This window comes from Micromonospora sp. CA-248260, from assembly GCF_050942205.1.
GTDB classification, from domain to species: Bacteria; Actinomycetota; Actinomycetes; order Mycobacteriales; family Micromonosporaceae; genus Micromonospora; species Micromonospora antibiotica.
On sequence record NZ_CP192021.1, the window covers coordinates 5,305,841 to 5,323,126 of the forward strand.

The window sequence follows — 17,286 nt, forward strand, 5'->3', positions numbered from 1 at the left end:
ACCTGCGGCCGGCTGAGCGTCCGGGACCGACCGACCCGGGTCGGCTGAGCAGCACAGCCCGACCGACCCGGGTCGGTCGGGCACCCCGACGCCGGCCGGCCACGGTCGGTCGGCGTCGCCCCGGCGGAGTGAAATCCTGCACTGTTCCCTGCCGTCGACCGGTCGCGTGGTGCGACGATCGCGACGGAACCCGGGGACCGCGACAGCGGCCTCGAGGAAAGGAGACAGTCATGGTGGAGTCCACCCCGACCGAGGTGACCGCCCTGTACGGCGGGCCGGCCACCCGACGGGTCCGCACCCGCGACCTGATCGCCGCCAAGAAGCGCGGCGACCGGTGGGCGATGCTCACCTCGTACGACCAGTACACCGCCGGAATCTTCGACCAGGCGGGGATTCCGGTGCTGCTGGTCGGCGACTCGGCGGCGAACAACGTGTTCGGTTACGAGACCACCCTGCCGGTGACCGTCGACGAGTTGTTGCCGCTGGTCAGGGCCGTGGTCCGGGCGACTCGGCACACCCTGGTCGTCGGTGACCTGCCGTTCGGCTCGTACGAGGAGGGGCCGACGCAGGCGTTGCGCACGGCGGTGCGGTTCATGAAGGAGGGTGGCTGCCACGCGGTGAAGCTGGAGGGCGGCCGACGCTGCGCCGACCAGATCGCGGCGATCACCGGGGCGGGCATCCCGGTGATGGCGCACATCGGCTTCACCCCGCAGAGCGAACACACCCTGGGCGGCTACCGGGTGCAGGGTCGCGGCGACACCGCCGACGAGGTGCTCGCCGACGCGCGGGCGGTGGCCGGGGCGGGGGCGTTCGCGGTGGTGCTGGAGATGGTGCCGGGTGAGGTCGCCAAGCGGGTCACCGCCGAACTGGCGATTCCCACCGTCGGCATCGGCGCCGGCCCCGACACCGACGCCCAGGTGCTGGTCTGGCAGGACATGGCGGGGCTGCGCACCGGGAAGGCCCCCCGGTTCGTCAAGCGTTACGCCGACCTGGCCGGGGCGCTGACCGAGGCGACCCGCCGGTTCGCCGACGAGGTACGCGGCGGCGACTTCCCCGCCACCGAACACACCTTCTGAGGTCGCGCCGGAGCCTGGTGGGGCGCTGCCCCCACCGCCCCACCAGGCTCCGCTAGGGTTCCGCTCGTGAATCATGCTCGCTTCTCGACTGTCGCCCTGACCTGTCTCTCCGTCCTGGCACTCGCGGCGTGCAGCGAGGCGAAGCCGTCGACGACGGCCGCGCCGTCGTCCTCCGCCACCAGCGCGGCTGCGCCGGCCACCTCCCCCTCCGCCACGACCGCGCCGACCACCGACGCCCCGACCGCAGCCGCCGACCCGGCAGCCGACAAGAAGCTCTGCACGGCGGCCAAGAAGATCGCCGAGACGACGAAGGTCGACGTCGTGAAGGCCGCGATGGCGGGTGGTGACCCGAACCCGGCCATCAAGAAGGCCTACAACGAGATGGCGTCGGGCCTGGCGAAGGCCACGGCCGGCACCCCCGGCAGCGAGGCGGCCACCGCGCTGGCGGCGTTCGGCGTCGCCGCCGGCAGGGTGGCCACCGCCCCGGACATGGACGCCGCCGCCGACGGCCCCGAGTTCCAGAAGACCAGCGCCATGGTGAACGCCGCCTGCAAGAAGGCCGGCGTCGACATCAACTTCTGACGGTGACGAAGGAGCAGGTCACCCGGGCCGTCCGACCCACCGCCCGACCACCCGCACCGGGGGCCGGCCGGGGTCCCGGAGGTCACCCGTGACCGCGACGGGGCAGCACACCTCGGCACAGCCGGGTGGCCCGCTCCCGCATCCGCACGGTCAGCAACCGAGTCGGGGCAGCCGGGTTGATCTGCTCCCACATTCCCACCGTCAAAGGTCGGTGACCCGGATGCCGGCGTGCGCCTTGTAACGCTTGTTGATGGCGATCAGGTTGGCGGTGAACGCCTCGATCTGGTGGGCGTTGCGCAGCCGGCCGGCGTAGATGCCGCGCATCCCGGGGATCCGGGCGGCCAACGCGCCGACGATGTCGACCAGTTCCCGCTCCTCGGTGCAGATCAGCACGTCGAGGTCGATCCGGTCGATCTCCGGGTCGGCCAGCAACGGCGCGCTGACATGGTTGAATGCCGCGCAGACCCGCGAGTCGGGCAGCAGTGCCGCCGCCTGCTGCACCGCGCTGCCCTCGGCGACCGGCAGCGCGTACGGGCCCTGCTTGTCGAAGCCGAGCGGGTTGACACAGTCCACGACGATCTTGCCGGCCAGTGGCCCGGCCAGCGCGCCGACGGTGGCCGCGTGCCCGTCCCACGGCACCGCGATCACCACCACGTCGCTGCGGCGGGCCACCTCGTCGTTGTCCGCGCCGGTCACGTCGACCCCGGCGGGCAGCCGGGGCAGCACGGCGATCTCCGCCGCCGCCTCGGCCGCCCGGTCGGCGGAGCGGGACCCGATCAGCACCTGCTGACCGGCGCGGGCGAACCGGTAGGCCAGCCCCCGCCCCTGGTCGCCGGTGCCACCGATGATGCCGACGGTCAGCCCGGACACGTCGGGAAGGGTGCTCGCGTCGTATGCCATGGCGTCATCCTCGCAAACCGCCCGCACGGTCAGCGGCACAAGGCGCTGTGACGCTGGCCGCCCCGCCAGGGCCGCCGGACAGGGCGGGACCCCGCCGGGGCCGGGTTCAGGCCCGCGCGAAGAGGACCTTGCGGCCGACCGGGTCGGCGGTGACCAGGCGTACGGTGACCCGCTCCCCCAGTGGCAGCTCACCGGTGCAGCGGGCCCGTACCGGCGGATCGTCCAACGCCACCGTCCCGCCGGGCACCCGACCGGGCTTCGACTGACTGTTCGGCGGTGCGTCCACGTCCAGCACCGCCGCCGAGAACGTCTCCCCCACCCGGTGCTCCAGCAGCACCGCCTCGGCCAGCTCGATCGCACCCCGGGTGGCGGTGCCCGCCGTCCGGTCGGTCGAGGCCATCGCCTCCGGCAGCCGGGGCAGCGCCGTACGGGCCCACTCCGGCACCTCACGGCCCTCGTGCAGGGCCAGGCAGACCTCCGTGGCGTACCGGTCGGCCAGTCGACGCAGCGGGGCGGTGACATGGGCGTACGCGGCTGCCACCCCACCGTGCTCCGGCTGCTCGGGCAGCTCGCCGTCGAACGCCGTGTACGCCGCACCGCGCATCAACTCCGCCGCCTGGTCGACGAAGGCGGCGGCCCGGGGCTGCGAGGCGTCCAACCCGGCCAGCACCTCGCCCACCCGTACCCCGTCCGGCCAGTGCACGCCCAGCGGGGCCGCCGCCGCGCGCAGCCGGGCCACCGCCTCCGGCTTCGGTGCCGGCATGGTACGCAGCAACCCGATCCGGCCGGCGAGCATGATGTCCGCCGCCGCCATCCCGGTCAGCAGGGAGATCTGGGCGTTGTGGTCCTCCATCGGGCCGGGGCCGCGCAGCACCAGCCGCCACCCGTCCCCGTCGGGCTCGACGTCCTGCTCGGGCAGGGGCAGGTTGATCGCACCCCGGCGCAGGCCACGGGCGGTGAGCAGGGCACCGATCTCGGGCAGCAGGGCGATCGGGTCGGGCAGCCGACCGGCGTCGGCAGCCACCTGGACGCCCGAATAGTCCAGTTTGGCGCGGCTGCGGACCAGGGCGCGTTCCAGCGCGACGGCGACGGTGGCCCCGTCGGTGTCGAGGTCGATGGTCCACAGCACCGCTGCCCGGTCGACGTCGGGCAGCAGGCTGGCCGCCCCCTCGCTGAGGGTGTGCGGGTGCAACGGCACGTTGCCGTCGGGCAGGTAGACGGTCTGCCCGCGCCGCCAGGTCTCCTCCTCCAACGGCCCGCCGGGGCGCACGTGGGCAGCGACGTCGGCGATGGCGTACCGCACCCGGTAGCCGCCGGGGCGGGCGCTGAGGTGCATCGCCTGGTCCAGGTCGCGGGAGGCGGCCGGGTCGACCGTGACGAACGGGATGTCGGTACGGTCGGCCACGGCGGGCGGCGGGGCGTCGGCCACGGCGGGCGGCGGGGCGTCGGCCGCCTCGTCCGCCTCGCGCTGCGCTGCGGCCGGGAAGCTGTCGGGCAGTCCCAGCTCGCGGCGCAGCGCGCCGAAGTCGATGCGGGGCGCGAGCACACGTCGGATGACCACGGGTCAATCCTGGCAGCGTGCCGCGCGATCCGCTCTCCGGCAGGCGGGCGACGGTCTCCGTACGGTCAGCCGGTGGCCTTCCGGGCGCGGGAGCGGGCGCTGGCCGGCGCGGTGGCGCGCGCCGGCGCCGTACGGCCGGGGGCCTTGCGGGCGGTGACCTTCTTGGCGGGCGTCTTCGTGGCGGTCGCCTTCTTCGCCGCCGCCGTACGGGTGGCCGTCGCGCTCGCCTTCCGGGCCGGGGCCTTCTTCGCGGTCGACTTCGACGCGGGTGCCGTCTTCGCGGTCGACTTCCTGGCCGGCGCCTTCTTGGCTGCGGCGGCCTTCTTGGCGGGCATCGTCGTCTTCGCCGCCGCGCTCTTGCGGACCGCCGTGCTCTTCGCGGGCATCGTCGCCTTCGTCGCCGTGGTCTTCCGGGCGGCCGTGCTCTTCGCGGGCGTCGTTTTCTTCGCGGCCGTGGACTTCGTGGCGGCTGTCTTCTTCGCGGGCGTCGTCTTCTTCGCCGCAGTGGTCTTCCTGGCGGCGGTCCGGGCGGTCGCGGTGGTCTTCGCCGCCGCCGCCGCGGTCGTCCGCTTCGCCGCCGTGGTCTTCTTCGCCGCCGTGGCCCGAGCGGTGGCCGTGGTCTTCTTCGCTGCGCCGACGGTCTTCCGGGCGGCGGCGGTGGTCTTGCTGGCGGCCTTCTTCGCCGGGGCCTTCCGCGCGGTCGACTTCGACGCGGTGCTCCTGGCCGCCGGGGCCTTCTTCGCCGTCGACTTCGATGCGGGAGCCGTCTTGGCGGTGCTCCTGGCGGCCGGGGCCTTCTTCGCCGTGCCGGTCATGCCGGCCGCCGTCTTCCGGGCCGTGGCCGTGCCGGCAGCCGGGGTCCGGCCCGAGCCGGCACCCGCCGCGTTCGCCGTCGCCCGGCCGGCCGACGTCTTGCGGGCCGCAGCCGTGGTGGTGGTGGTGGAGCGGCGGGCCGCAGTGCTTCGGGTCGCGCCTGCGGTCCGCGCCGCCGCGGCGGTCTTCGTCGCGGCCGGGCGGGTGGTGGCCTTTGTTGCTTCGGCCATCTCGGTTCCCTCCTTGGGGACATGCTCCCGCGTGCCTCCTCACGGAGGCACGGAGTCCTCGACGCGGGCCGTCCCGCGCCGTTCAGTTGCCCTCCCCGGCCCAGCGGGCATCTTCGGCCTCCCACGCCTCGTTACGCTCCTGCACCTTCTGCAGGGCGTTCTCCGCGTCGGCAGCCGAGGGATACGGTCCGAGAACGTGCTTGGCAGGGCACACGTCGGCATCGGTCTCGACCCGGTGGTGTCGGGTGCACCAGTAGTAGTGCCCACCACTTCCGCTGTCGTTCATGAGATCACTGTGCACCGGGCGCAGCCCGACCGCCACCGGATCGCCGCAATTGGTCGCGACCACATCCACAGTAGACGTGCTCGGACGCCCCGGAGGCGAAACCGCGAAATCGGCCCCGACCTGCCCGGGAGCACCCGAAACCGGCCCGGCGACACCGCGCCGGAGACCCGGTTCGGGGGCAGACACGGCTCGGGCACGCCCCCGGGCCGCCGGCTCCGCGCGGGATCGGGTGAGCCGGAAAGCTGGTGGTACGACTCCCGGGGCACCGGCAGAATCGGGCGTCGTGATCACGACGGGGACCTGTCCGCGCTGCGGCACGGCGACGGTGTCGATACGGGCGGCGATGCCCTGGTGCGCGGACTGCGAGTGGAACCTGGACGGCTACGATCCCGGGCGTCGGGCGCCCGAGTTCGGCTGGGCGTGGGTCGATCGGCGCACCCACCGGATCGCGACCCGGCTGAACCGTCGGCAGTACGCCATCCTCGTCGGCCGTCCGTTGGAGCCGGCCGGACCGGGGCTGGCCGGGATGGTGACGGCGACCGCCGCGCTACTGCTGGTGGTCGGGGTGCTGGCGCTGGCCGGGCTCGGCTGCTCGCTGCTCTTCGCGTACCCGTTCCCGAATGCCGCGGTGGTCTTCGGGGTGGCGCTGGTCGGGCTGGCGGTGGTGCTGCGACCTCGTGTCGGGCGGCTCGATGCCGATCTGGAGGTGCTCGACCCTCGACGGGCTCCGGAGTTGCACGCGCTGGTCGCGGAGGTGGCGGCAGCGGTCGGCGCGCCCGTGCCGCAGGTGATCGGGGTGGACGGCAGCTTCAACGCGTACTCGACCTCGGTGGGGTTGCGGCGGCAGCGGGTGCTCTGTCTCGGACTGCCACTGTGGGGTGCCCTCGACGGGGCGCAGCGGGTCGCGTTGATCGGCCACGAGTTGGCGCACTTCGTCAACGGCGACGTCCGCCGGCTGCTGGTCACCCAGCCCGCGCTGACGATGCTCGGCAACGCCGCCGACCTGTTCCGGCCGTCTCCCACCGGCCGGCCCGGCGGGTTGCTGGAGATGGTCGGCGCGGCGTTGGGCCGGGCGGTCTCGTGGATGCTGTCCCGGCTGCTCTTCGGCGTTCACCTGCTGCTGGTCTGGACGGCGTTGCGGGACAGCCAGCGGGCCGAGTACCTGGCCGACGAGTTGGCCGCCCGGGCGGCGGGCAGCACCGGCGCGCGCGACCTGCTCGACGTCCTGCTCAGCGGGGACTCGGTCACCCTGGTGGTGCGGCAGGCGTCCCGGGGCGGGCAGGGACCACGACAGTGGCGGTCCGAGGTGGCGCGGGCCCGGACGGCGGCGGCCGGGCGAATGCCGCTGGTCCGTCAGTTGTCGGTCCGGGAACACGCGTCGCTCTTCGCCTCGCACCCGCCGGCCGGACTGCGCCACCGGATGCTCACCGCCCGCGCCCCGCACGAGCCGACGGTGACGCTGGACGAGAGTCGGATGGCGCGCCTCGACGCGGAGTTGGGCCGGCACTTCGACCGGGCGGCCCGGATCGTCGCCTGGTCCGGCTGAGCCCTCGTCCATGGTGCTCGGGGTCCGAACGCGGGACACGGCAACCAGCGGATCAGGGACTTCCGCCCCTTCCATCCGGAGCAGGTACCTGGTAGCAGCTCGCCCCGGGATGAACCATCCTTCGGCGTGGTCCTCCTGACGGGACTGTCCGGCCGGCCCGGGTCGACCGGACAGTCCCGATGCGGCAGCCCCGAGTGCGACCGGGTCGAGGTGTGTGCGAGTGTCGTCAGACCTCTTGCGGCGCTGCCACCGCCCGTCAACTGGGCGGGACGACGACGATGTCAACGGCGCCGCCCTGTCGAACCGGGAGAACACCACCGTGGCTAGCCTGGACGTCACCCTGAAGAACGCGATGAGCATCGATGGAGCGATCGGGGTGGCACTCGTCGACTACAACAGCGGGATGACCCTCGGCGTGGCCGGCGGCACCGGCGAGATCGATCTGACCGTCGCCGCCGCCGGCAACACCGATGTCGTCCGCGCCAAGATGCGCACCCTGGAAATGCTCAAGATCGAGGACGAGATCGAGGACATCCTGATCACACTCGGCGGTCAGTACCACCTGATCCGACCGCTGACCGGCCGCACCGGCAAGGGCCTGTTCCTTTATCTGATGGTGAGCAAGAGCCGGGCCAACCTGGCCATGGCCCGACACCAGCTGCGCACCATCGAGGAGAGCCTGGAACTGTGAGCGCAGACAAGACCGAGAAGACCCTGCCCCGCCGCTCCGCGCGCGCCACCAAGCTGCCGGCCGCCCGGCTGCTCCCGCCGTCGCTCGCCGGGGACCGCTCGTTGCCGTACCCGGCGATCGGTCGCGAGCTGGCGGAGCTGCGGCACCAGATCCCCGGGGTGCACGGCTGCGTGCTGGGCGGCGTCGACGGCCTGCTCATCACCCATAACCTGCAGACCGAGGTGGACCCGAACGACCTGGCCGCGCTCGCCGCGACCACCTTCGGCCTCGGCCGGCAGGTCGGCATGCGGCTCGGTCAGGGGGACTTCCAGCAGTCCACCGTACGCAACCAGAGCGGTTACCTGAGCGTCTACGCGGTCAGCGACCAGGCTCTGCTCGCCGTGGTCGGCACGGACGCCGTCAACGTCGCCCGGCTGCACCTGCACGCCCCGGGAGTGGCCGGCCGCCTCGCGGCGCTGCTGACCCGCGTACCGACGGATGCCTGATCCGGACGGCGGGGCCTGATCCGGACGGCGGGGGCCTGATCCGGACGGCGGGGGCGGCGGCGGATCACGCCGTCCCCCGGCCGGCCCGGACCACCCGGCCGCGCCGGCCCACCCAGGTCGGAGACACTCTTTAACGGGCGAATCCCGGCCTCTGTCCACACTCCACCGCACCACCCGACCAGATACCCCGGATCTGGCTTTTCCGAAATAGTCGCCACTGCTGGGAAATAGTCATCGCAGATGGTCGGAACGCGCGCCACAGCAACGATAATTGACCGCGAAAGTAACTGTGTCGACACATATTTCTGATCAAGTCTACGGATGCCACTCTCCGTACTCACACCAACGACGCGGGGTACGCGTCGTCGGCCATTCCTGTTGCTGTCCGGGCTGATCGCACTGACCATTCCCCTGGTAGCCACCCCTGCCGAGGCGGAACGTTCCGCCGCCGCCGCCGTCACCATGCCGACCTGCGCCTGGTCGTCGAAGTACGGGGCGACAAGCCTGAACGCCTACTGGCCGGACACCGCCGCCACCTACTGGTCGACCGTCTATCCGGTGACGCCGGGCCTGGAAATCACCATCTCCGGGGTCTTTCCCGACGCCAGATACGCGTCTTTCAACGTGTACGACGACAAGCCCACCTACTTTACGCGTAATGGCGTCAGCTCAAGCATGCCCGATTACCTGATCATGCCGGACACGGGCAGCCTGAATCCGTGGCAGTCCAGTGCGTCACCGGGCGGCCGGTTCACCCTCACCATCAGCCCCGAGGTGGCCTTCGGACAGACCAACCGAATGCCCCTGGCCCGGGAGGACGCCCTGCCCGGCGCGAAGGCGTCGGTGATCTTCCGGGTCTATCTGCCGGCCGGTGGTGATGCGACGGTGGTCCTGCCCACCATCACCCTCACCCTCGACGGGGTGCCGCAGACCCTGCCGCCCTGCACCTCGGGAAGCACCGCCCCCACCACCGCAGCAGTGGCGGACACGGAAAGGTCCGGCGCGGGCGGGCCTGGCGGGCCCGGCGGGCCCGGGCATCCCGGGGGCGGATCCGGCGTACCCGGACATCACCCTGGCGGGCCGGGCGGGCCCGGACATCCCGGGGGCCCTGGACATCCAGGCGGACCTGGGCCCGGCGGACCGGGTGGGCCGGGGCATCCTGGTGGGCCGGGGCCCGGCGGACCGGGTGGGCCGGGTGGACCGGGTGGGCCTGGCGGACCGGGCGGACCCGGCGGACCCGGCGGACCGGGTGGTCCCGGTGGGCCTGGTGGGCCTGGTGGGCCTGGTGGGCCTGGTGGGCCTGGGCATCCTGGTGGGCCGGGGTTGCCGGAGGAGACCGGGCAGAAGCTCTTCACCCGGACGTCCGAGGTGGAGAACCTCGCGCCGAACCCGGACAACGCGTATCTCGGCACCTGGATCACCCCGCCGGCGGCGGACCAGGTCGTGGTGATCCGGGGCCGGGCGCCCCGCGCGGTCTCCGGCAACCATCCGGGCGTCTGGCCGCGCCGGCACACCGACCTGCGCTACTTCTCGATGTGCACCAACCTCGGCGGCCAGGTCAAGCCCGTCGTGATCAACCGGTTCACCGACGCGCCGCCGAGCCTCGGCTGCCGCTACGACGACGACACCCGCCTCGACCGGCACGGCTACTACACCTACGTGCTCGGCCGGGAGCAGCAGCGGACGGCGATCGAGGCGGTGGACAACGCCACCTTCCTGCCGTTCTCCGTCTCCTACCCGGTGGCCCCGCACATGGTCCTGCTGCGCAACCTGCTGCCGGTCGCCGGTTTTCCGCACGCCACCCAGAACGTGCCGGTGGACAGCACGGCGGAGACCGCCGCGACCGTCATGGGGCCGCACTACCCGTTGTCGAAGGTCTGTTCCCTGACCAGCCTCACGGCCGACGGGGGGCGCGGGTGCACCGTCTGACCTGATCGGGATGGGGGTGGTGCCGCGTAGGTCAGCAGAGCGACCCACGCCGCACCACCCCGGACCGCCAGCCGGCTGCGCCTGAAGCGGGTGAGCCGGACTTAACGCCACACAGACCACAGCCCTCCTCTCGGACGTCCCGCACCGGACGCCACCCAACCCGCCGGCCGCCGCCCCTCGGCAGGCCAGGAAACAGCCCCGGCAAGGCCCAGCCGGCGGACGCGACGGGTAGCCGGCCACCAGGATTTGTGGCAATCGACGCCGATCGCCACCACGAACAGGAGCCATCCTGTGGCGCAGCCGCCGCAGGAATGGAAGCGGTGGAGGTGACTGGGCGCGCCGCGGCGGTGGCCAGCGGCCGAGCGGCCAGACCGCGCTACTGAAGGGGTACGACCCCACCCCGCACCGACCCCTCTTACATTGACACTTATCAACGACCATCTTTAGGATGGCCGCGAATCGATTCGCTGGCGCGCCATGTGCGCCGTACCGGCGACGCAGGGACACCACGGGAGGTCGCGTTCGTGAGAGACAGTGAGTTCAGCGCGTGAGCCTCTCCGAACGTCCCATCCGGCGCAGGCAGCTGCTCGCGACCACGGCGCTGTCGGCCGGTGCTGTCGCGTTGGCCGACGGGTTGACGCCCGGATGGGCGGCGGCGGCCGTCCCGGCGCAGGTCACGCTCCCCGAGCGGGGCATCTACGACACGGCGGCGGCGACCGCGTGGACCGATGGCTTCCTGACCGGCAACGGTGAGTACGGCGCGGTGCTCCACGGAACGCCGACGCTGGAGAAGGTGATCTTCAACCATCACCGGTTCGTGTTGCCGAACGGCTCCCGGGGCGTGCTGCCGCCGGTGAACTCCGGGCAGCTCTCCCGGGCCCGGGACCAGGCCATGTCCGGAAACTACAGCGGGGCGACGGCCACCTTCGTCAACGGCTGGGCGCTGCGGTGGACGCAGACCTACCACCCCGGCCACGAGTTGCAGATCAGCACGCCGGCGATGACGACGGTCAACAACTATGCCCGGATCACCGACTTCCGCACCGGCGAGGTCAGCCACAGCTGGATCGACGGTTCGGGCACCTGGCTGCGCCGCGTCTTCGCCTCGCGCGCCGACCGGGTCGTCGTCCACGAGCTGCTGCCGGCGGCCGGACAGACGCTGGACGCGACCCTGCGCGTCAACACCGGGTTGGCGGGCGCGCCGGGCAACGTGGGCTACACGGTCTCCGCAACGGTGGCCGCCGGCTCCGGGTACCTGGACGTGCGCGGTACGTATCCGTCCGGCGGCGCGTACGGGTTCGAAGGGGTCACCCGCGTCGTGGCCAGCGGCGGCCAGGCGTCGGTCACGGTGAGCGGTTCGGCGCTCGTGGTGTCTCGGGCCACCAGGATCCTGCTGCTGACGAAGCTCGACCGGTACGAGACGGCCGGTGCTTGGAACGGGCAGCCGTTGCAGGCCGCGCTGGCCGCGCTGCCCGCCGACTACGCCGTCCTGCTGGGCCGGCACGTCCCACCACACCAGGCGATGTACGACCGCTCCGGCATCGATCTGGGCGTCTCCGCCGCCGACCGGCAGCTGTCCACCAGCCAGCTGATCGCCCGCCAGAAGGCGAACACCTCCGTCATCGACGTCGCGCTGCTGGAGCGCCTGTACGACTCGGGTCGCTATCTCTTCGTCAGCTCCAGTGGGATCCTGCCGCCGCGCCTGACCGGGATCTGGACCGGCACCTGGACCGGGGCCTGGGCCGACGACTTCACCACCGACGCCAACATCAACCTCCAGGTCGCGGGCGGGAACATCCTCGACCTCGGTGACGCGATGCAGGGGTACCGCACCCTGGTCCTCGGGCAGCTCGCCCACTGGCGGGAGAACGCCCGCCGGCTCTACGGCGCGCGCGGCTTCCTGGCCCCGAGCCGCACCGACGGCGAGTACGGCTACATGCTGCACTTCGACGGCGGCTTCCCCGGGCACTGCTGGACGGGTGGCGCGGACTGGCTGCTGTACCCGCTGCTGGAGTACTACCAGACCACCGGGGACACCACCTTCCTGCGTGACCAGCTCGGCCCCGCCCTGATCGAGCTGGCCCTCTTCTACGAGGACTTCCTCACCCGTACCGACTCGGCCGGCAAGGTGGTCTTCGTCCCGTCCTTCTCCATGGAGAACCGGCCGGCCAGCACCGGCCAACTCCTCGCGATCAACGCCACCGGCGACATCATGGCCGGTCGGCACGCGTTGACGGCCGCCATCGACGCGGCCAACACGCTCGGCGTCGAGCAGGGCGCCGGGCAGGGCGTGCAACGCTGGACCGCGCTGCTGGCCAGACTCCCCGGCTACACCGTCAACGGCGACGGCGCGCTGGCCGAATGGTCCTGGCCCGGCCTGACCGACAACTACAACCACCGGCACGTACATCACCTGTACGGCGCCTGGCCGTTGCACGAGATCAACCCGGAGGACCGGCCCGATCTCGTCCGCACCGCCCGCCGGGCGCTGGACCTGCGCGGCGACGAGAACCTCTCGGCCCACGGCAGCCTGCACCGCGCCCTGGCCCGGGCCCGCCTCAAGGACGGCTCCGGCGTGTACGGCAACCTGCTGAAGATCCTCGGCCGCAACATGGTGTTCCGGTCCCTGATGACCGCCCACAACCCGAATCTGGACATCTACAACGCCGACGCCGCCAACGCCATCCCCGCGGTGCTCGCCGAGGCGCTGCTCTACACCCGACCGGGCGTCCTGGAGCTGTTGCCCGCGCTACCGGACCAACTCCCCCGGGGGACCATCACGGGGGTCCGGGGCCGCAACCGGATCCTGGTCGAGAAGCTCACCTGGGACATCAGCGCTCGCACCGCCACCGTCACCCTGAACTCGGCGGTCGCCCAGGAGATCAGCCTGATCTGCCGCCGGGGCATCGCCTCCGTCACCACCTCCCCCTCGGTCACCGTCGCCTCCTCCCCCCTCGGCAACCACGCCCGGGTCGTCGCGCTGCCCGCCGCCACCACGATCCAGATCACCGTGGGCCTCTCCGCGAACGCTCCCGCCGGAAAGTACCGGCTGGTCAACCGGAACAGCGGCAAGGTGATCGACGTCAACGGCGGGTCCACCGCCGACGGCGCGCGCATCATCCAGTGGACGTGGACCGGTGCCACCAACCAACAGTGGACCCTGGAACCCAACCCGGACGGGTCCTACCGCCTGCGCAGCGTCAGCAGCGGCAAAGTGCTGCACAGCGCCGGCGGCTCCGCGCAGGGCGCGGCGTTGACCCAGTCGACCGACACCAGCAGCGACAACCAGTGGTGGAAGCTCGTGCCCGCCAGCACCAGCGGCTACCACCGGCTGGTCAACGTGCGTAACGGCTGGTGTGCCGACGTGTCCGGCGCCTCGACGGCCGACGGAGGAAGCGTCATTCAATGGTCTCCCGGCACCGGCGCCAACCAGGAATGGCAACTCGTCGCCCTGTAGACCGTCCCGACGCGAGATCCCTGGTCAGCCCTTCACCGCGCCTGCGGTGAGCCCTTCTTAGCCGCACGCCACCACCGGTAGACGAATACCCGCCGGAACCAGCAGAAATCCGGCACGGCCGACGTCAGCAGCACCTCACCGCGAGGCCGCCCGACGAATTGGCACCCCGGAGCGCCCCGAACCGGCCCGACGCACCCCGGACCAGAGGAACGGAAGGACGATCTGCCCGTCGCAGCCACCGCCCCATGAGGTTCGGTATCGGATTGCCGGGCGACCAGGAAGCCTGAACCATCCACCGGGTGGACATCGTCGCCCAGTGGGTCCGCGTCTCCTGGACCAAGCAGTCACGCGGAGGCCACCACGCCGCCCGCCGCAACGCCCTACCCTCGGCGTTCACGCTGCCGCAGCACCATGCGCCCCTCACCCACGAAATCACGATGCACGAGCACGACGAGTTCCAACCAGTGATTTCCCTTCACAACGGCACACCTTCCTGCGACGCCGTCCAACTCCGCCACACCGACGACCAGGTCCGCATCGCGCTGATCCCGACGGCTTGGGGCATGCCCCGCCGACACCGCCGCCCGCCAGCCGTACGCCTCCCCCGAGGCCAATGGCTGCGCTGGCAGATCAACTACCGCTTCACCCACCACTGCACCGGGAACTGGCTCTACCGCTCGGACACACTGAACATCGCCCACGGCCCCGTACCCATCGACGTCTTCCTGACAGAACCACACCAGAGCATCGACGAACGGGCCTACCTACGCTGACCGCAGCCGACGCACGGCGGCACGGAAGCCGGCGGGGTCGCTCAGAATGGCCAGCTCAGAGCCTTGATCACGGCTGTGAGCTGGTGGGCGACGGACGAGTCGACCTGTACGCCGGATTACGAAGGTGATTCATGCCCTGACCAGGCGTTCTGTTCGGCTGAAGCCCGCTCAGGGCGTCGCCAGGGCGTCACAGTCCAAGTGCACGAGAGAGTCCAACGAGTGCAGATGACCTATTTAGGCCAGAGGGGCGTAGCCTGCCCTACACCACAGAATCTGGCCAGCTCAGCCGCCTGAGTCGGAGTTAAATTGGATGGACCGGCAAGCGGAACTACCGTAATGGTGAATGCAGGCTCCCGTTGAGGCACCCCATAGAACATGATGCCGATGGTCTCCCGGACGCCCCCACTCTCTGCTAGGGGCTGCATACCGTGTTGCAAATGCGTCAGCGCCTCGAACCGCGGAGCACTTTCAGAGGGGTGAACCTCAGTAACACCGAATACGAACTGCGTGTGACTAGAACCCTCCTGCACGACGAAAAAGTCAAGCTGCGAGCCAGTGCCCCGAAGTCGAGAGGTAAGGTGATTTGCAATCTCTTCACGCATCGAAAAGGGCAGGCGATCAAATCGCGCCATTGTTTCTAGCCGCACCCACTCATGCTCCGGCTTGAATCTACACTCAGACAGCGAAAGATAAAGGTTGCGCCAGAATTCTTCACACGTCGGCAGCGATTCCCCCATCCGGATAAGCGGCAAGGTCGGATCAACGAGAGGGACTTGAGTGTCAGGATTGGCGCTGCCACTACTCCACAGCCCGCCAGCCACGATGACCTGCTCATTAAAGCGAGCTAGCTCATCACCAAGCGGCACCGCCGGCAGCAATGCAACTCCATGGACATACCGATGAAGCCCGTGCACAGAACGCAACTGAGCAATCAAGAATTCCCACTCGTACCGCAACAGTATTAGCGTAGGGTTCTTTGCCTCAGGCACCTCAAGAAGCACTTTCGGTGGGTCAGGATGATCAATCACCACGACATTGCATACAATTAGGCGATCGAAGCTGATATCTACTTCACGACCAAGGCGGTTCACAAACCTCCCTCCACCCGTCTTGATCATGGCTCTCAAGCTTCCTTCCGCCTGACGCACCCCCTTCGCCGCATGCTTCTTAATCCATCGCCCCTCCTTATCTGCATCACCAGAAGCCGCCAAGGGATCGCGAGCTTTAACTTGCACGCTCAACGCGAGATCACTAGCGATAATCAATGCATCGGTAACTTCCCTGACAGCACCACCTTTTGAAACCTTAAGCGGGTCGAAGACAAAATCAGGAACGGCAAAGGCGGACGCAGCTTCCCTAACCCGCTCCTCAACCAACTGAGTGTAGATACCCTCTTCAGCTATAGGCGAAGGCGCATCAGTCGCTTGGATAAACACGCCGTCAGACGTTTCCACGAAATAGACACGAGGCATAACTAAATTATGCCCAACCGAGGCCTGAGGTCCAAGTAGAATTTCTTGGCACTGCGCCAGCATCGCCGATCGCAGCAGGCTCGCGGCCCCCACCTCGATTTATCGAGGGGTGTCACTTATTTTGAACAGGTCGTCGATCGCGTTGCGGGTGCGTTCCTCGCTGGCCGGCATCAGGTGGGTGTAGACGCGGAGGGTGAAGCCGGGGTCGGCGTGGCCGAGGTACGACGCGAGCGCCTTGATGCTCTCCCCGGCGTCGAGAAGTGACGAGGCGTAGAAGTGGCGTAGCGCGTGCATGCCGGTGGCCCGGGTCGGCGTGATGCCGGCCGCAACGACAGCCGGTCGCCAACTCTTGTTGTCGAAGGTGCGCCGGTTGATCGCACCCCGCCGGGTGGTGGTGAACAGCAGCGGCACCGTCACCCGCTCGTCATCGGCCGGGTTCTCCCACGGGAGGGTGAGCGGCACCGGGGCGAAGTTGTCGAGGTGTTGGCGCAGCACCTGGGCGACGGAGTCGGGCAGCGGCACCCGGCGGTCACGGTCGTTCTTGGGCAGTCCGAAGACGAGCCGGGAGCGGACGAGCTTGACCTGACGCGAGACGTGCACCCACCCCGCATCGAGGTCGATGTCGTCGACACCGAGCCCCAGGATTTCCCCCTGCCGTAGCCCGCAGCCCGCGCCGAGGTCGACCATCGGGCGGTACCGCTGGGCGAGGCCACCGCGGATTGCCGAAACCTGTTCGTATCGCCACGGCACCACCCGACGTTGCACCGGTCGCGGCGGGGTGACCGACTTTGCCGAACACGGATTCTTGGCGATCCGCTCGTCGTCGACGGCCGCGCCGAGGATGGTGCGGAGGTGGGCGAAGACGACAGCCCGGGTCGCCGGGGCCAGCTTGCCGACCATCCCGGCGTCCCACTCGCGGACGTGCCCCGGCTTGATCTCGGCCAGCTTCCGCGCGCCGAAGAACGGGAGCAGGTGTTTCCGTACCCGGAACTCCGTGCTCTCCCGGGTCGACTCGTCGAAGGAGCGGGTACGGAGCCAGGTTTCGGCGTACTCGGCGAAGGTCATCCGGCCAGCGACCGGGTCGACGTAGGAACCCCGGAGCTTATCCGTCTCGGTCGAGACGAGGAACGCGTCAGCTTCGCGCTTGGCCCGGTCGGGGTAGGACTTCTTCCGTTCCTTGCCGTCCGGCCCGATGTACCGCACCCGGTAGCGCAGCCCTTTGCCGAACAGGTTTGTCTTGACCCGCTCCCGTCGCCCGCCCGGGTGGTGAACCGTCTTGTACCAGCGATCCTCTACGTGCCCCATCAGGCCGCCGCCTGCGCGCGTACCCATGCCCGGACCATTTCCGGTTCGTACCGCAGGTGTCGGCCGACCCGGGCCGCCGGCGGACCGTATTTGACCTTGCGCCAGCGGTACAGCGTTTCCTGCGGCACCCGCAGGTAGGCCGCCACCTCCCGTACCGTCCAGAGTCCGTCGTTCACCACC

The 17,286-nt window shown here is 70.3% G+C and carries 15 protein-coding genes; 8 read left to right on the forward strand and 7 right to left on the reverse strand.

Going from position 1 to position 17,286, the window contains the following annotated elements; translation table 11 throughout:
* Window positions 1-230: 230 nt before the first annotated feature.
* Both panB and ACQP2H_RS22690 read left to right on the forward strand, forming a co-directional pair.
* Window positions 231-1,076: a 3-methyl-2-oxobutanoate hydroxymethyltransferase gene (panB, locus tag ACQP2H_RS22685; protein ID WP_219464078.1), complete on the forward strand. Its 846-nt coding sequence runs from the start codon at window positions 231-233 to the stop codon at window positions 1,074-1,076.
* Between the two features lie 66 nt (window positions 1,077-1,142).
* Complete coding sequence (locus ACQP2H_RS22690) at window positions 1,143-1,658, forward strand: hypothetical protein (protein ID WP_433228783.1); 516 nt, start codon at window positions 1,143-1,145, stop codon at window positions 1,656-1,658.
* 201 nt (window positions 1,659-1,859) lie between these two features.
* Here the strand turns inward: ACQP2H_RS22690 and npdG are convergent, their stop codons facing one another.
* The 4 genes from npdG to ACQP2H_RS22710 all read right to left on the reverse strand — a co-directional run bounded on the left by npdG (window position 1,860) and on the right by ACQP2H_RS22710 (window position 5,517).
* The gene (gene npdG / locus ACQP2H_RS22695) at window positions 1,860-2,558 is read right to left on the reverse strand and encodes an NADPH-dependent F420 reductase (RefSeq protein ID WP_219464080.1); all 699 of its coding nucleotides are present in this window, start codon (window positions 2,556-2,558) and stop codon (window positions 1,860-1,862) included.
* A 106-nt stretch (window positions 2,559-2,664) separates the two neighbouring features.
* Window positions 2,665-4,119, reverse strand: a complete 1,455-nt coding sequence (locus tag ACQP2H_RS22700) for an RNB domain-containing ribonuclease (protein WP_433228785.1) — start codon at window positions 4,117-4,119, stop codon at window positions 2,665-2,667.
* Window positions 4,120-4,184: 65 nt separating this feature from the next.
* Window positions 4,185-5,162 (reverse strand): histone, encoded by a 978-nt coding sequence (locus tag ACQP2H_RS22705; RefSeq protein WP_433228787.1) that lies wholly within the window; start codon window positions 5,160-5,162, stop codon window positions 4,185-4,187.
* An 82-nt stretch (window positions 5,163-5,244) separates the two neighbouring features.
* Window positions 5,245-5,517, reverse strand: coding sequence for a hypothetical protein (locus ACQP2H_RS22710; protein WP_363792551.1), 273 nt, complete (start codon window positions 5,515-5,517; stop codon window positions 5,245-5,247).
* 214 nt (window positions 5,518-5,731) lie between these two features.
* Here ACQP2H_RS22710 and ACQP2H_RS22715 point away from each other — a divergent pair, with 214 nt between their 5' ends.
* From ACQP2H_RS22715 to ACQP2H_RS22740, 6 genes are all read left to right on the forward strand, one after another.
* A complete protein-coding gene (locus ACQP2H_RS22715; protein WP_363818679.1) occupies window positions 5,732-6,994 on the forward strand; it encodes a M48 family metalloprotease in 1,263 nt (420 codons plus the stop codon).
* Between the two features lie 352 nt (window positions 6,995-7,346).
* The gene (locus tag ACQP2H_RS22720) at window positions 7,347-7,685 is read left to right on the forward strand and encodes a hypothetical protein (RefSeq protein WP_433233632.1); all 339 of its coding nucleotides are present in this window, start codon (window positions 7,347-7,349) and stop codon (window positions 7,683-7,685) included.
* A complete protein-coding gene (locus ACQP2H_RS22725) occupies window positions 7,682-8,170 on the forward strand; it encodes a roadblock/LC7 domain-containing protein (protein ID WP_363669295.1) in 489 nt (162 codons plus the stop codon). Before ACQP2H_RS22720 ends, ACQP2H_RS22725 begins: the two co-directional genes overlap by 4 nt.
* 1,323 nt (window positions 8,171-9,493) lie before the next feature.
* Window positions 9,494-10,099: a hypothetical protein gene (locus ACQP2H_RS22730; RefSeq protein WP_363818682.1), complete on the forward strand. Its 606-nt coding sequence runs from the start codon at window positions 9,494-9,496 to the stop codon at window positions 10,097-10,099.
* 547 nt (window positions 10,100-10,646) lie between these two features.
* Window positions 10,647-13,556, forward strand: coding sequence for a glycosyl hydrolase family 95 catalytic domain-containing protein (locus ACQP2H_RS22735; protein ID WP_363818685.1), 2,910 nt, complete (start codon window positions 10,647-10,649; stop codon window positions 13,554-13,556).
* A gap of 299 nt (window positions 13,557-13,855) precedes the next feature.
* The gene (locus ACQP2H_RS22740; protein ID WP_363818688.1) at window positions 13,856-14,329 is read left to right on the forward strand and encodes a hypothetical protein; all 474 of its coding nucleotides are present in this window, start codon (window positions 13,856-13,858) and stop codon (window positions 14,327-14,329) included.
* 230 nt (window positions 14,330-14,559) lie between these two features.
* On the opposite strand, the gene ACQP2H_RS22745 is transcribed toward ACQP2H_RS22740, so the two are convergent.
* The 3 genes from ACQP2H_RS22745 to ACQP2H_RS22755 all read right to left on the reverse strand — a co-directional run bounded on the left by ACQP2H_RS22745 (window position 14,560) and on the right by ACQP2H_RS22755 (window position 17,285).
* A complete protein-coding gene (locus ACQP2H_RS22745; protein ID WP_433228789.1) occupies window positions 14,560-15,801 on the reverse strand; it encodes a hypothetical protein in 1,242 nt (413 codons plus the stop codon).
* A gap of 99 nt (window positions 15,802-15,900) precedes the next feature.
* Entirely contained in the window at window positions 15,901-17,133 is a 1,233-nt protein-coding gene (locus ACQP2H_RS22750) for a tyrosine-type recombinase/integrase (RefSeq protein ID WP_433228791.1), read from the reverse strand.
* Window positions 17,106-17,285: a helix-turn-helix domain-containing protein gene (locus ACQP2H_RS22755; protein ID WP_433233634.1), complete on the reverse strand. Its 180-nt coding sequence runs from the start codon at window positions 17,283-17,285 to the stop codon at window positions 17,106-17,108. The genes ACQP2H_RS22750 and ACQP2H_RS22755 overlap by 28 nt, the downstream gene beginning before the upstream one ends.
* Window position 17,286 lies beyond the last annotated feature (1 nt).